Source organism: Chitinophagales bacterium, assembly GCA_019694975.1.
GTDB lineage: Bacteria > Bacteroidota > Bacteroidia > Chitinophagales > UBA10324 > JACCZZ01.
Map to the genome: position 1 here is coordinate 414,705 of JAIBAY010000004.1, position 15,924 is coordinate 430,628.

Genomic DNA, 15,924 nt, shown 5'->3' on the forward strand with positions numbered 1-15,924 from the left:
AATGGAAGCATCGGCAGCAGCTTGATTGCGTTCTATACGACGGGTTATATTACCGCTATTCGCCTTTGTGTACACTTTTCGGAGTGGGTGTGAATAAAACAGTCCCTGAAATTTGAAGCTGTGGCCATTTATTGGTCATCTTTAGCCATCACTGAAAACACCACCTTTCAGAATCACGCTGATATATATGAAAAAAACATACTTAGTGCTGCTTTTTTGCTGGCTTTACCTGCCGCTTCATGCGCAGGAATACCTTGGTATCATGAACAGCAATTATGCAGGCACCATCGGCACACAGTTAAACCCAAGTTCCTTTGTAGATTCGAAGCTGCAGTTTGACATCAATCTCATCAGCGGGGGCGCATCTTTCGACAATACGTTTTTATACATTCCCAGGGAAGATCTGACATTTTTTGGTTTCGGGAATATTGTGGATATCGTAAAGAACAAAGAGTTTCTTTCACGGTGGGATCCTGATAATCCGAATGCAAAGCAAAACTTAACGGCATCCATGGAAGGCATCGGGCCATCCTTCATGATCAACTTTGCGAATCGCCACAGCATTGGTTTTACCACGGGCGCAAAATTTTTCATGACTGACAACAACATCGCTGCGCATGTGGCTGAAAATGCTTACCAGGAATTGCGGGATGAATCGTTATACAACATCAACTGGACCACAGACAATATGCAACAGAATATACTCGGCTGGGCTGAGTACGGCTTGAACTACGGCATTATTCTTTACAAAGACAAAACGCATGAAGTGAAAGGAGGCGTTACACTGAAGGTTGTTGACGGCATCGGCGGCGGTTACATGAAGAATGCGAATGTAAGCTACAACATCACCGGCCCTGATACCATTCTCTTTGGCCCCACCGCACTCGATTACGGCCGCACTGATTTCAATTCCTTTGATCCCATCAATAGTTACAGCGATTTAAAACATGGCGGAGGATTCGGCTGGGATCTTGGTTTCACCTATGAATGGCTGCGCGATTCTTCCGAATGGACCTATGAGATGGATCAGCGCAGATGGGCTGATCCGGATAAGAATCAGTACAGATTACGCATTGGTGCATCATTGATTGATATGGGAAGCATTAAGTTCAATGAAGCTTCCGGCAACTATCACCTCGAAACGGTTGGTGCGGATTACCCTGAATGGCGGGGTGAGCATTATGAAGATAATATTGACTTCGACAAGACACTCAGTTATATTTTTTATGGTGATTCAACGGCATCATTCGTGTCGGATAATTTCAAGATGGCGTTGCCATCGGCATTCAGCCTGCAGGTTGACTGGAATGTTTACCAGAACTTTTTCGTGAATGCCACGATCATACAATCATTACATCATAAAAGTGATCAGGGCATAGTGCGGCCTGATATCTATTCCATTACGCCGCGTTATGAGCACAAGTGGTTTGAAGTGGCTGTGCCGCTGTCGGTGGAATATTACGGACACACCAAAACCCGTATCGGCATGATGCTGCGTGCAGGGCCGGTATTTGTGGGTACTGATGAGATTGGGTCGCTGCTCACTTTAAATGATATGGAAGGTGCCGACATTTATGGCGGAATAAAGGTGAATATCCCGGGAAACAAATTGCACGACTTGGATAAGGATATGATGTCCGACAAGAAAGATCATTGTCCTGAAGTGCCGGGTCCTGTCGCTCTGTTTGGCTGTCCTGACCGTGACCGCGATGGTGTGGAAGATGCGAAAGATAATTGCCCTGATGCTGCCGGTGTTGCCGCCCTCAATGGTTGCCCGGATAAAGACGCTGACGGCATCACCGATACAAAAGATAAATGCCCGGAACAGGCCGGCCTTCCGCAGTTTGATGGCTGCCCGGATACGGATACCGATGGCATTCCTGATTTTGAAGATGAATGTCCGTATTTGGCAGGTACCATACAGTTTCATGGCTGCCCTGATACTGATGCTGACGGCATTCCTGATAAGATCGATTCCTGCGCTAACCTGGCAGGTCCGATCTCCACGAATGGTTGCCCCGACCGTGACGGTGACCTTGTGCCTGACCGTAAGGACAACTGTCCTGATGTAGCCGGTACGATTGACAAAGAAGGTTGTCCGGGCCTGCGAGAAGATGAATTGACGAAGATCAGGCTCAGTTCAAAATCCATCATGTTTGAAACGGGAAGCGACAAGATCAAAGGCGCCTCCACGGAAGTGCTTGATGTGATTGCGGAAATAATGCAACAATACAGTTATACAAGGTGGAGCATTGAAGGCTACACGGACAACACCGGAAGCGCATCGGCTAACCTGGCACTATCTAAAAAACGCGCTACCGCAGTAAAGGATTACTTCATCTCCAAAGGGATCAGTCCTGACAGGCTGACGTCTGAAGGATATGGCATCGAAAAGCCCGTAGCAACCAATGCCACTGCTGCCGGCCGCGCAAAAAACAGGAGGGTCGAGATTAAGCTGGTCAATTAAGCACCGGAATTTGTGAAGGAAGATGGACGGTCGGCTGGCCGTCCATTTTTTTTCACCGCCTGCTATCCGATTTGTTTGGATCTGTTTGCCACATCGTGTCTGTATCGATGATGCAGCTACATTTTTTTTCATCGTAATTTTTATAGAATAACTTCCGGATGCAATGATTTACTATTCGTTGACGAAAGGTTTTTTGAATGATAACCTTTGGTGGTTGACAGTTGCTTTTATGAGATATAAGCCATCAGCGCGGGCCGCTTTCGAGATTTAAATATGTTGTGAAGTCAGTGTATACAAAGCAGGAAAGGCAAACAGTTGAACATTCCGGCATTTACCTGAAGAAACACGATCATGATTTTCCTGCCTTACTGTGGCATATTTTTGGCTGCAATAATATCTTTCACATTTGATGATTGTATCACTTTATGTTTGGAGCAGCAAGTTTGAATTATAGTGGTCTGACATTTAATCGATGGATTGTTACTTCCCTGGTCTTGCTCTTCATGCTCTTCACTTTCGAGCTTTCCGCGCAACCATCATCGGTTAACAATCTTAGCGGATTTTACCATAGCGGGCAGGTATTCCTTACGTGGCAGAATACGACAGATTCACTGGCCTTCTATAAAGTGTACCGGTCCGTCGTTCCCATCACCGATAGTAGTCAGCTTGCGGGTTGCGAATACCTCGGTTGGACGAATGCGGCATCTTCTAAAGATCATAATCTATCCAGGCATGATGGTGCAGCACGTTACCTGGTGATTGATTCGGGCGCTGCACCGCTGAATAAGGCCACCGGATTATTTGTGGCTACAACGCTTGCAGATGGAAATTACTATTATGCTGTAACTACGTACATCGGTGGAATGGAACTGTTGAACATCGTGACAGGTGTCAATTCGCTGCAGGATCCCATTGCGGAAAGGGTGGAAGCACCGCAACCTGTTTTTCAGCAGCAACGATTCATCGGTGAAAAGGCAGTGGATATCTATGCCACTTTTGCAAGCAGCAAATATGCAGCAGGCCAGCCGCTGATGAATGAAGCAGGATTTATGACTAATGATTTCATACTGTATAGAAATGGTGCGACATCAGGAAGGCATCCACTCAGGATTCGTTTTCATGGAGGCGGCGCTGACTTTTTCTATAACGTGATCAATGTTGATCAGGATGAGATTAACCTCAATCCTGAGGATTTTTTACCCGGCGGGGATAACTCCGGCTGGTGGGGAGCCAATGAACACTTTAACATCTACGCATCCAACGGCAGTCAGGTGCCGCCGGTTTCAGGCATCAATTATAATTTTTGTCATCAGCGGATCACGCAGCTGATCAACTGGGCGATCCGGCATCTTCCTGTTGACAGCAATCGTATCTGCCTTGAAGGCACTTCACTTGGTTCTGTAGGCGCCTATTTTTATGCACTGCTGTATCCTGAACGTATTGCGGCGGTCAAACTGAGCGGAAGTGTTTTTGATCTGTCTTTTAACCATGATTATAATCCATCCTGCACACTTAACGAAGGAAAGATCAATCGCATCAGCGGCGACAACAGGTTTGGTAAAGTAAGCACTAACCTTGCAAGCAACCTGGGCTACAACTTTTATGACGTAGTAAACGGTAACTGGATCATGCATAATTTTAATGAGCGGGATTACCCTGTCATTTACAGTGTGAATGGCAAGCATGACACTATCGTTGGCTGGACTGAGAAAACAATTTATTATGATTCAGTGAATGCCAATCATGCCGGTGGTTACTACTTCTGGGATGGCCGTAAACATGGTGGTGGAGAGGGGTTGGTGTGGAGTGATGACAACTTTGATTTGTTCAGGTACCGCAACAATGTTGTGTATCCTGCCTTTGCGCATTGCAGCGTGAATGAAGATTATGGTGATGGCCATGCATACAGCGGAGCAGATTTCGGAACCGTGAATGGCTTCCTCGACTGGAGCAACGATATTACCGACGACACTTCTCTGCTTGGCATAACTCTATTTATGAAAGATCTGAACAGGCAGGATAAGTCGGTGTATGCGGCTCCACCCAATTGCATGGTGGATGTTACGATGAGAAGAAGACAACATTTCAATCCTACTGCCGGTGAAAAACTGTGGTGGAATGTGGTGCATGATAATTCCGTTATTCAATCCGGCAGCCTGTTGTATCAGGGCGGCCTGATGTCCATTCCGGAAGTCTATGTTTACAAAGACAGTATCCGCCTGACAGTGACCAATGATTCTTCGTATTTAACCGGTATTGCACAGAAGACATTACTGATTGAATATCCCAATCCCGTATCCCATTCAGCCACGATACAATGGAATGTGTCAACACCGGGTAACTGCAGTCTTAAGATTTATGATGTTTCCGGCAGATGGATTACGACTCTTGCTGAAGGAGCAATGGATGCCGGCACCTATCAGATTAACTGGAATATTGACGATGGCCGGCATGTTGCAGTCAGCAATGGAATTTACCTGTTGCGGCTGGAAACGTCCACGCAATCAGCTACTCAAAAGTTGTTGGTAGTAAGGTAACAACCTCTAAAAATGCAGAAGCTATCTTAAAACAGGCAATGAATGCTGTTATGCCGGATTTTTTCCGGCATCTGTCAATGAATGGAAAGGATCCTGATCCCGATCCCAATCAATCGGGACAGGATGACTCCGGGTATTATGAGATAGCTGTAATTATAAACCCTAAGGCAGCATCAATAGTATTACCTGTGATGCAAGCGGCGCATTACGCCGGCACGACTGATTGATCAAAAAAAATAAACGGCAGTTTATGGAATCGGGCGGAAGCCATGCATCTATGGACAGTAACGCATACTTAATCTGCTGCCAATGGAACTACCGGTTATCATCAACACAAAAGAAAATGCCTTCCAGCAAAGGTTCCGGGCATTCAGTAATTGGTTTAATCGCGATGCGCGTCATTACCAGATTGTTTTCCTCAGTAGTTTTCTTACCTATGGAATCGCGGTGCTGCAATGGGAGATTGCGCCATCGGTTTTTGCAGCCGCTTTCAGTGCCTGTTTAATCACGCAATTCCTGTTTGTCACCTTCAAATCGAAGGACCTGAATTCATTAAAGAGTGCCGTCATCTCTGCGCTGAGTTTATGCCTTTTGCTGAAAACAAACGATCCGCTGATTATGGCGCTTGCCGGTGTACTCAGCATTGGCGGCAAATTTATTTTCAGATACGGCGGCAAACACTTTTTCAATCCCACCAACTTCGGTATCATCACCACCATCCTGCTGACGGGTGGAGCGTGGATCTCACCGGGACAATGGGGTAGCGACGGTCTGCTGGTTTTTTGCATTGGCATGCTTGGTTTCACGGTATTGCTCAGTGTTAAAAGATTGGATATCGCTATCACCTTTTTCAGCGTATTCAGCCTCTTAAATTTTTTCAGAAGTGTTATGCAGCTGGGCTGGACCGCTGATGTGTTTATCCATCAGTTCAGCAGCGGCACCTTGCTGCTTTTCACCTTCTTCATGATCACGGATCCGGTTTCCACACCCTCGCATCCTGCCGCACGCATTGTTTGGGCTTCGATGGTTGCAATGTTGTCATTCTATCTCAGCGCCTTTCAGTTTGTGAATGGTGCACCACTTTGGGCTTTATTCATGCTTTCCCCGCTTACCATTCTATTTAATAAATTTTTTCCTCACACTAAATTCTCATGGTTATGAAAAAGCAGACTAAGTATCATCTTGCAGATGCTGCAAACAGGAAATCAACACTCACCAATAGCAGTGCGCTGGCCCTGCTTTTAACCGCATTGTTATTTTTTCAACAGCATGGTGCAGCGGCGTTCTGCGGGTTTTATGTCGCCAAGGCAGATGCTGCTTTGTTTAACAAAACGTCACAGGTCATCCTGGTGCGGGAAGGTGACCGCTCTACCATCACCATGTCAAGCGATTTCGAAGGGAACGTGAAAGATTTTGCCATGGTGGTTCCGGTGCCGGTGGTATTGCAACGTGATGAGATCAGAACGGTGTCTTCGCAGATCTTTGCCACACTGGATGCCTATTCCGGCCCGCGCCTCGTGGAATACTATGATGCTAATCCCTGTGGTGTTGTGATTGAAGAAGATGAAGTGCAGGCGATGATACCGATGTCGGAAAAGCGCGTTGAAGCAGTGAGTAAAGCTGCAGGCGACAGCTATCATGTAACAATTGAAGCGCGTTACACCGTAGATGAATACGATATATTGTTATTGTCGGCAAAGGAATCTTCAGGCCTTGAAAGATGGCTTACTGACAATGGATATAAAATTCCTGAAGGTGCAAGGGAAGTGCTACAGCCTTATATCAGCAGCGGCATGAAGTTTTTCGTGGTGAAAGTGAATATGGAAGAGCTGAAGAAGAAGGGCACTACCTTTTTAAGCCCTTTGCAGATATCATTTAATTCTCCCAAGTTCATGTTGCCCATCAGGCTGGGTATGGCGAATGCAAAAGGTTCACAGGATATGATCATCTATGCGTTCACGCATAATGGCAGGGTGGAAACCACTAATTACCGGACGGTGAAGGTGCCAACAGATAAAAATGTTCCGGTGTTTGTGCAAAATTATTTCGGACAGTTTTATGTCGATACCTATCGGAAGAACCGCCGTGAACAGGGTTCATCCAATGTATATCTTGAATATGCGTGGGATGTGAGCAGCAGCGTAACACAATTTTGCGATCCGTGTACCGGTGCGCCACCTATGTTGCAGGATTTCCTTACGGCAGGAGTGGATTGGGTGCAACAGTACCATTACGGTTATAATGGCAACGTGTTTTTTACACGGCTGCATGTTACGTATGATCGCAGCAGTTTTCCGCAGGATCTGCAATTCCAGGAAACACCCAATAAGGAAAATTTCCAGGCACGTTACATCATCACGCATCCGGCTTATGGTGATTTCAGTTGTGATGAAGGCAAGAAATACCTGCAGGATGTTTATCAGCGCCGTACGAGGGAGTTGCAGCAACTGGCCATGCTGACAGGTTGGGAAACTTCATCTTACCGTTCCTACATCAGTAATTTTGATTTTTCGCCCGAAGGTACGCCGGTATATCGTAAATCGGTTGATCCTCCTTTGAAGAAGATTCCGGTTGACAGCGCCAGCAACAAGGTGCCACAAAAGGATCCTGATCAGATCGGCCAGGGTGCTTTTAATGTGCCATTTACTGACGGACCTGATGATGATAACAATGCAGGCAGGTCAGGACAATGGATGATGATTGGAATAGGTGTCTTGTTATTGCTGCTTACATTTTCCGGTCGTAAAAGAACTGAGATAAAGTAAATGCCGGCAATAAAAAGCTTGAGTTGCGGATTGTACAGTTGGTGGTTAGCACACCACATGAATACAAGACCAATTTGTTTTGCCACACAAAACTGTCATGTGATTGGATGGTGCAATAATTCACCAGAAGATTCTTGTACCCGCAGCAGCAGATCAACTGATTAACAGTATGCATGATTCAATCAATGCCGTGTCGAGTTCTGATACGGCATTGATGTTTGTAAGTTTTGGCGGCTCCTTTTTACCAATACTTTTTCATATTCAGTCATCATTCGTTATGCAGTTATCTCCGTCTGATGATTTCCGGCTGCAAAATGAATCTGAGCAGCCACCATCTCTTTGATTGCTTATTCCGTTGTATTTTTCAGTCTGCCTTGTAAAGTTTTTTATGGCCGGATACCTCAGACACTGTTCCTGCAATGCGTCAGTATTCATATGGATATTGTGCCTGTTGATTTTTCTTGCAACTAATTGTGTGATTGCACAACTCCCTCTTCCGTTACAGAACGAATATTGGAGCACCAATCCAAACATACAGCATAAGGCAGCCAAAGCAATATTGAAATCAGGACTGCCATTTGCGGAAGCAGTGCAGTTTATTAAGCAAGGCAGAACCTATTCCACAAGCGTGCAGCGGGGATTTCTTAAGTGGGACCGCAGTACACCGGAAGGCATACAGTTATTCGCACTGATTTTTATTCCTTATGATTATACGCCGGAGAAAAAATGGCCGGTGAGGGTGATGTTGCACGGCGACATCTCTCACAAGGATGCATTCAATGTATTCCGGTTTATTGATACCACTTTGGAGGCTTACAATAAGGTGGAAGAAATCCGGATTTACCCGTCAGGGTATTTTGCCGCAAGGTGGTACTATAAGATTCAATACGAGAATATGATGTACCTGCTTAACCGCGTTAAGCAACAATACAATATGGATGAGAACAGGGTGTCGCTTGGCGGTTTCTCCGATGGCGGCACCGGAGTTTATGCTTTTTCGAATTATGACGTCACCCCTTACAGCTGTTTTTTAAGTTATATAGGAAGTTGTGGTTCATTAAAAGTGCTTGGAACCAGGCAGGTGTACTTTAACAACTTCCGCAACAAACCCATGTTTATTGAAAACGGAAAGCTCGATCAGACCTTTCCGCCATCCGTTGTGCTTCCCTATGTCAATGCAATTCTTCAGTTGAACAATGCTGCTTCCTTTATGATGATTGACAGTTGTGATCACACGCTCCGCTGGATACCGCAATATGCTGACACCATCAATCATTTTATTTCATACCATCCGCGCAATCCTTATCCCAAACACCTGGTATGGCAAACGGAGAGTGCAGCCATTTTTAACAGGAATCATTGGGTGCTGATCAATGGCATTGGCAAATCGCCAAGTAATGCACTTTCACTGATCGATTATAATGAAGTGATAACTGGCGGGCAGTATGTGCCGGCATTCCGGCGCGACAGCTTAGCAGCAATTATTGATGTGACGGCAACCGGCAATACAATAGAAGTGCTTACCAGGAATGTTACGAAGTATACTTTGTTGCTGTCTGCGGGGCAGTTTGATTTTTCAGCACCCTTTAAGATCATCACCAATAATATGTTGTCATTTGAAGGAGTTTTACAGCCGCAGGTGCAGTCGTTGTTAAAATGGAATCAGCTTGACAATGACCGCACGATGCTGTTTGCCGCTGAAATAGAACTTGTGCCGGGAAAATTATACGGGCAAAAGTGAACTGCATTCACTGTCGGGGATATTTTTTATTTTGCGATATATATTCTTATCATGACTATCCGACTGATTCATTATCCGGCAGCGGACAATTCCGTATGCGTGGCGACACCTTCCAGGTCAAATGGATGGCCCGCAGTTGTCACAGCACGGCAGGTATTACTGCGCATTGCCTTTTTCACATGCATGATGTTTTTGCTGTCACCTGATGCCATTGCCCAGAAATTTGTGCCCGGCTATGTATTGCTCAACAACGGTGATACACTACAGGGATTGATTGGTGAAGAGAACTGGGTGAAAGCGCCGGTGAAGGTTTTATTTAAGAAGTCGGCAGCGGAAAGGGTACACGCATATTCTCCGCTCCTCATTCATTCTTTTCGCATCAAAGATGGCGACTGGTATTTCAGTTTTGTGGGCGATATTGATCCTTCTTCCTTACTTGACGATCAGCTGGATTATAACCCGTTTCCGGATACGATGCGTGTTTACATGTTTATCCGTTCCATCGTAATGGGTAAAATCAGCCTCTATTATGCCCGCGATATGAATGACCGTTTGCATCTGTTCATTCAGAAAGATGGCGGCGTGATAGCAGAGCTGAAATATAAAAAGTATTACCTGGATGAAAGAGTGGTGGCAGACTACCGCAACGAGATTACCAGGCGCGCCATCATGGCCAACCAGATTTACAAAGAACAGCTTACCAACCTGATGGCGGATTGTCCGGCCGTTGCCACGGGAATTGTTTCCAGGCCGCTGTCCTATTCAAAGAACGATATCATGAAGCTGGTGATCGAATACAATCATTGCAAGGGTTCGAGGAAAGGTTATACGGAAGAAAAGGAACCCTGGAAGCTGGAAGTACGCGCACATCTTGGTATCAACTATTCCGGATTGAAGTTTAAAAGTTCAGGCAATACGTATGTTGGTAATTCACAGTTTGACAACAGTCTTGGGTATGCGTCCGGGCTGTCCTTTAATGCGGTGTTGCCCCGCACTGACAACAGCTGGGGGATTTATAATGAAGTACTGATCCGCAATTTTAATTCAACAGGCGTTTCGGGAACAACACCATTCAAAGAACAACGGCCTGTGCAAATGGATCTTATCTATGTTAAGCTGGGAACAATGGCAAGATACCGGTTTACCAGGTCTGTCGTTCAGCCATTCCTTGCTGCGGGTATCACCAACAGCATCGCGATAAAATCAGAAAACCTTGAAACAGACACTGCCGGCATCACCAGCAACTTCCTGCAGTACTTCCGCAATTATGAACAAGGGTTGTTGTTCGGAGCGGGTTTGCAATGGAAGGCAATCTCCGGTGAGGTACAACTAGAGTTCTCCAATGGCATGTCAGGTTACTCCGATGTGAAGAGTGCTTTCAGTACATTGTACTTGTTGGTGGGGTATAAGTTTTAAGGTGAATAGTGAGTAGTGAGTGTTGGATATTGAGTGTTGAATATTGAGTGTTGGATATTGAGTGTTAAATATTGAGTGTTAAATATTGAGTATCGGATATTGAGTGTTGAATATTGAGCGTTGAATATTCAGTATCCTATATTGAGTGTTGAAAATTTAAAGTTCAATATTCAATATTCAATATCCAATATCCAATATCCAATATTCAATATTCAATATTCAATATCCAATATCCAATATCCAATATCCAATATCCAATATCCAATATCCAATAACCAATATTCAATATCCAATAACCAATAATCAATATTCAATATCCAATAACCACTGATTATCATTTATTGAAAGGATTTCTGGCTTTGCAATAAATGAGACTATCCGTAAACAACAATACAGTATGGTTGTTAATGCAGGATGAGAGTCGGTATGGAATCATTTTCAAGGTAAGATTGAGCCTTATGAATTTTCGGCAGTTTCCATTTTTAGAACAGGCATCATCCATTTGAATATGTTTACAGTCCGGCATATACCATCAAATTTTAAAATGCGGGCGGAACCGTTGAAGACAATGTTTGCAAACCATTTTTCACCGAGCTGTGATTTGCCGGAACTACTTTTACCCTTTCATTTTTATTTTCATGGGTTGTGCTTCGTGGTGCGGCCTGCATTTCATTGCATCAAATGAAACGTATCATTATCATCGGTGGTGGTTTTGGCGGACTGAAGCTGGCCGAATGCCTAAACAACACATCATTCGAAATTCTTTTGATTGATAAGCTGAATCACCACCAGTTTCAGCCGTTGTTTTACCAGGTTGCCACTGCCGGCCTTGAGCCCTCCAGCATTTCATTTCCTTTAAGAGGCATCTTTCATCATTCAAAAAATGTGCGTATCCGTTATGCTGAGGTATTAAAAGTGTTGCCGGAAACAAATGTTATCCTCACCACCTTTGGTGAGTTCCGCTACGATTTTCTAGTGATGGCAACGGGCGTAACCACTAATTTTTTTGGTAACAAGAACCTCGAGGCCTGGACCTATCCAATGAAATCCACCACGGAAGCCATCAATATCCGTCAGCATGTATTACATAATTTTGAAGATGCGCTGTCAAGGGATGAAACGGAGCGGCAGGGATTAATGAATGTGGTAATTGTGGGAGGAGGACCAACAGGTGTTGAACTGGCAGGCGCATTTGCCGAGATGAAGCGCCATGTTTTTCCGCGTGACTACCCTGAACTGGATTTCAGCAAGATGAATGTGATACTGCTGGAAGGTTCCGGTAAGACACTCGGTACCATGAGTGAGCAATCATCTGCCAAATCAAAGGAGTATCTCGAAGCGCTGGGAGTGCAGGTGATGATTAACGCCAGGGTGAAAGACTATGATGGAAAGCATGTATTGCTGGAAGACGGCAACAGTATTGCTTCCAACACGGTGATCTGGGCAGCCGGTATCCGCGGCAATGTGATTGAAGGCATTCCACCGGCTGTTGTCATGCGGGGAAACCGATTGAAGGTGAACAGGTTCAACCTCGTTGACGGATTCCGTAATATTTATGCGATTGGCGACATCGCATACATGATCACTGAAAAATATCCGCAGGCTCATCCACAGGTAGCGAATGTGGCCATCGGCCAGGCCAAATTGTTGTCGAAAAATTTCAGGAATATGCTGCTCAGCAAACCCATGGTTGCATTTGAGTATAAGGACAAGGGCTCTATGGCAACAATCGGAAAGCACAAAGCCGTGGTAGATCTTTCCTTCATCCGCTTCCAGGGTTTCTTTGCCTGGTTTGTATGGATGGGCCTGCACCTCTTGTTGCTCATGGGCATGAAGAATAAAATTTTTGTATTTGTGGATTGGCTGATATCCTATTTTTCCAATGATTCAACACTGCGGCTGATTTTTTCGCCGGTAAACAGGAGGCCGTCGGAAAGAAAATAGTAATCATGCGCATTACAGCTTATAAACGAACAGTACCGCTTCATTCGCTGATGAGCCGCGTTTCCCTGATTGAAACATGCGTAAAATTCTATATCTTGTCAGTCACTAATCCGTTCCCATGGAAACCAGGCAAATTGAATTTACCAATTGGTCGCGGCAATATAAAAGCACGCCTGCCGTATATGCCATCCCTGAAAGTGCAGAAGACATCCAGGAAATAATCCGTAACAAGGAAAAATTCCCTTCCCCCGTGGTGGCAATCGGTTCCGGCCATTCCAACAGCGGCTGTAATGTGGTGAATGGCGGCACTGCTGTCTACATGAAAAAGTTTCTCCAGCTGCCTGAGCCGTCAGGCAATGAAATTACCGTAGGTGCAGGCCGGCAGTTGTATGAGATTCACCGGTTTCTTGCAGAAAGGAAACTGCAGTTGCCCTTTACGCCGGAGATCGGGAATGCTACTATTGGCAGCGTAGCATGTTGCTGCTTAAAGGATGCCGCAATCGGGCAGAGTTCCGGTATTGCAACGGGTATGATCAAAGGCATACGTTTTATTGATGCAGCAGGCAATAACCGCAGCATGCAGCGCGGTGATGCAGGATGGGAAGTAATGACTTCAGGCCACGGTTTATTTTGCATCATCTACGAAGTTACGCTCGACGTGCTGCCAATGAAGCTCGTGATACAGAATTACGTCAGCAGCAATGTGCATGATAAGAACTGGGAGGCTGCCTACCGCAAAACGCTTGCTGAGAATGATGGCATCTTTGGATTAGTCAATGCCACGAATGGCAAGTTCATCTTTGAGACCCGCAACTTCAGCACAAAACAGGAAGTGCCGGGATACATTGAAAATATCTACAACAAGCTTGATCAGAATGTATTCAAGTATTTCAATCCGATCATGGGTGCGGTGGAAACCAACTGGTGGTCGGTGAATGTGCGTAAGGTGGCCATGGCCGGGTTTGGATTCATGAAGATTTCATTCCGCAGAGGCAGGAGGACCTTTAAAAACCTGAAGCCCATTGATTACTCATACAAATACAAATGGCGCTGGGATTTTCATTTCTGGGCTTATCCAACTGCCACTTTTCCCACGGTGGTGTTGCCGGCATTTATACAATTCCTCAGGAACTATAAAAAGGAACATCCGCGGTTTGATGAGAAAGGACTCATGGCCTGTTACAGGATCAGGGTGGAGAAGAAGGCGTTGCTCTCACCTTCCTTTGATGAAGAACGCATGACGCTCGATCCATTGCGGCCTGTTACTACCGATCAGCAGTTGATGAAAGACTGGGATGAATTCTGCCATGCTTACAATGAGTTTGCCGTACAACATGGCGGCAAATGCACGTTCAATCAAACAAAAGTGCTTACGAAATCGCAGGTGGAAAAAGCCTTTGGTGATAAGTGGGAACAATTCAAAAAAAGCCGGGAACAGGCGGATCCGGAAAACAGGTTTTTAAGCAATTACTTCCGCGCATTAATGTATGGTAGCTGAAGAATGGGTTGCTGTAGTTTTAGTGCGTCAGTAAAATTCTAATGCTGCACGGTAAACTTACCGGTTACCTTGCCGGTAGTGGTGATCACATTCACAAAGTACGTTCCATTGTCATAACCGCTTACGTTGATGGAAAGAGAAGGTAATTGCGGATGATTGATTTCACTTACCATTTTTCCTGCTGCATTCCATATGCTTACCGATTTTATTGTCGATAGGGCACCGGATAGCTCAAGCTGTATTTGTTGCGCAGCCGGATTGGGGAAAAGTGAAAGACCGGTATTGTGCGACTTCAATGATTTACCTGCCGTTTTTTCCGGATTGGGAATATCAAAAGTATACTCTCCCCGCAGGCTGTTGCCATCGTGTTTGGTGATCCAGTTGGTGGCAGTATCAATGATGCCATCCAGATCATTCCAGGGGGAATCGGTATCATCTTTTCTTCCCATAAACCGGATCTGCAGCTCATTCGATGGAACGGTTACTCCATTGTTGCCTGAATATTTATACCGCACATTGTATCCTGCAGGCCCGTTACCTTTTACACAATAGACGCCGTAGTAATAGGCAGGATGATTACCCAGTCCGCTGGCCACAACAGGTGGTGCATCAATCCTGTAAACGAAAATGCCTTCGCCGGTGATGTCCTGTGTGAGCATTTTGTCACCGGAAGGAGATAGCAACGTGACTTTTACTTCAAACCAATTGTTTGTGAATTTAATCTTTGCCTCATTGCCCAAAGCAGCGCCGGAAGTCACCCTTGTCACATTCCCGTTGATGATACCATCCTCCGGTGCGGCAGCTTTATCGGCCAGTATATTGCTGCTGTATGATTCATCTGCCGTCCAGTAGCCAAGCATATCTGTTGAAGGTGTGACATACTTCACGCACACATTGTTACGGATCTGAAACTGTGAACGTGATTTCTTCCAGAGCCGGATCTCATCCATTTCCCCTTTATAGGAAACAGTGCCGGACGGTGATACAATTTTTCCAATAGTGGCCCTTGCGGCAGAATGACTGATGGTAACCGAAGAGGATGTGCCGTCCGTTGCGATAAATGATTGTGAAAGGCCATTGATATAAATCGTTACATCGGTCACCGACTTGCAGGAAACGGCAATATGCGTCCAGCTGTCAAGTGGAATGGATGCAATCGTAATATAACCTCTTTTAAATGCTGATCCGTTTCCAAGTCCGTTGCCAAATTCCAACTGCAGATTGCCCGACGTATTCAGCATAATTCTTATTCCGTTTTCGGCATTTGCATCGTTGTCGGTGGAGATAATCGCACCCGAAGTATAGTCTGCCGGTTTTATCCAGGCCTCGAATAAAAATGGAAAAGTGACGGTGTTGTACACATCTCCTAAATCAACGTAGCTACCGGCATTACCGTCAAAAAGAAGGCTGATGCCGGCACCTACTTCATTTGACTGTGAGAAGGAACTACCTGTCGCGAAAAATAAAATGTTCAGTGCAATCAAATACTTTTTCATAGCAGTTTTTACTGTTGTGGCGAGGTAAAATAGAGAGAATATGGAAATCATTCCTAATCC

At 45.2% G+C, this 15,924-nt stretch carries 9 protein-coding genes; 8 read left to right on the plus strand and 1 reads right to left on the minus strand.

What is annotated here, in order from left to right:
• Positions 1-187 precede the first annotated feature (187 nt).
• The 8 genes from K1X61_10280 to K1X61_10315 all read left to right on the plus strand — a co-directional run bounded on the left by K1X61_10280 (position 188) and on the right by K1X61_10315 (position 14,368).
• Positions 188-2,467, plus strand: coding sequence for an OmpA family protein (locus tag K1X61_10280; GenBank protein MBX7109021.1), 2,280 nt, complete (start codon positions 188-190; stop codon positions 2,465-2,467).
• Positions 2,468-2,892: 425 nt separating this feature from the next.
• A complete protein-coding gene (locus tag K1X61_10285; GenBank protein ID MBX7109022.1) occupies positions 2,893-5,004 on the plus strand; it encodes a T9SS type A sorting domain-containing protein in 2,112 nt (703 codons plus the stop codon).
• 309 nt (positions 5,005-5,313) lie between these two features.
• A complete protein-coding gene (locus tag K1X61_10290) occupies positions 5,314-6,165 on the plus strand; it encodes an RnfABCDGE type electron transport complex subunit D (GenBank protein MBX7109023.1) in 852 nt (283 codons plus the stop codon).
• Entirely contained in the window at positions 6,162-7,769 is a 1,608-nt protein-coding gene (locus K1X61_10295; GenBank protein ID MBX7109024.1) for a DUF2330 domain-containing protein, read from the plus strand. Before K1X61_10290 ends, K1X61_10295 begins: the two co-directional genes overlap by 4 nt.
• 475 nt (positions 7,770-8,244) lie before the next feature.
• Positions 8,245-9,510, plus strand: a complete 1,266-nt coding sequence (locus K1X61_10300) for a hypothetical protein (protein ID MBX7109025.1) — start codon at positions 8,245-8,247, stop codon at positions 9,508-9,510.
• 51 nt (positions 9,511-9,561) lie between these two features.
• On the plus strand, positions 9,562-10,926 hold the full coding sequence (locus K1X61_10305; protein ID MBX7109026.1) for a PorT family protein: 1,365 nt from the start codon (positions 9,562-9,564) through the stop codon (positions 10,924-10,926).
• 681 nt (positions 10,927-11,607) lie between these two features.
• Positions 11,608-12,870 (plus strand): NAD(P)/FAD-dependent oxidoreductase, encoded by a 1,263-nt coding sequence (locus K1X61_10310; GenBank protein MBX7109027.1) that lies wholly within the window; start codon positions 11,608-11,610, stop codon positions 12,868-12,870.
• A gap of 118 nt (positions 12,871-12,988) precedes the next feature.
• The gene (locus K1X61_10315) at positions 12,989-14,368 is read left to right on the plus strand and encodes an FAD-binding oxidoreductase (protein ID MBX7109028.1); all 1,380 of its coding nucleotides are present in this window, start codon (positions 12,989-12,991) and stop codon (positions 14,366-14,368) included.
• Positions 14,369-14,406: 38 nt separating this feature from the next.
• On the opposite strand, the gene K1X61_10320 is transcribed toward K1X61_10315, so the two are convergent.
• Positions 14,407-15,864, minus strand: coding sequence for a T9SS type A sorting domain-containing protein (locus K1X61_10320; protein ID MBX7109029.1), 1,458 nt, complete (start codon positions 15,862-15,864; stop codon positions 14,407-14,409).
• Positions 15,865-15,924: the final 60 nt, after the last annotated feature.

Excerpts from the sequence above, each read along its gene's own strand:
- K1X61_10305 (MBX7109026.1), top strand. The coding sequence starts at position 9,562 with ATGACTATCCGACTGATTCATTATCCGGCAGCGGACAATTCCGTATGC.
- K1X61_10315 (MBX7109028.1), top strand. The coding sequence starts at position 12,989 with ATGGAAACCAGGCAAATTGAATTTACCAATTGGTCGCGGCAATATAAA.
- K1X61_10280 (MBX7109021.1), top strand. The coding sequence starts at position 188 with ATGAAAAAAACATACTTAGTGCTGCTTTTTTGCTGGCTTTACCTGCCG.
- K1X61_10310 (MBX7109027.1), top strand. The coding sequence starts at position 11,608 with ATGAAACGTATCATTATCATCGGTGGTGGTTTTGGCGGACTGAAGCTG.
- K1X61_10290 (MBX7109023.1), top strand. The coding sequence starts at position 5,314 with ATGGAACTACCGGTTATCATCAACACAAAAGAAAATGCCTTCCAGCAA.
- K1X61_10320 (MBX7109029.1), bottom strand. The coding sequence starts at position 15,864 with ATGAAAAAGTATTTGATTGCACTGAACATTTTATTTTTCGCGACAGGT.
- K1X61_10285 (MBX7109022.1), top strand. The coding sequence starts at position 2,893 with ATGTTTGGAGCAGCAAGTTTGAATTATAGTGGTCTGACATTTAATCGA.
- K1X61_10295 (MBX7109024.1), top strand. The coding sequence starts at position 6,162 with ATGAAAAAGCAGACTAAGTATCATCTTGCAGATGCTGCAAACAGGAAA.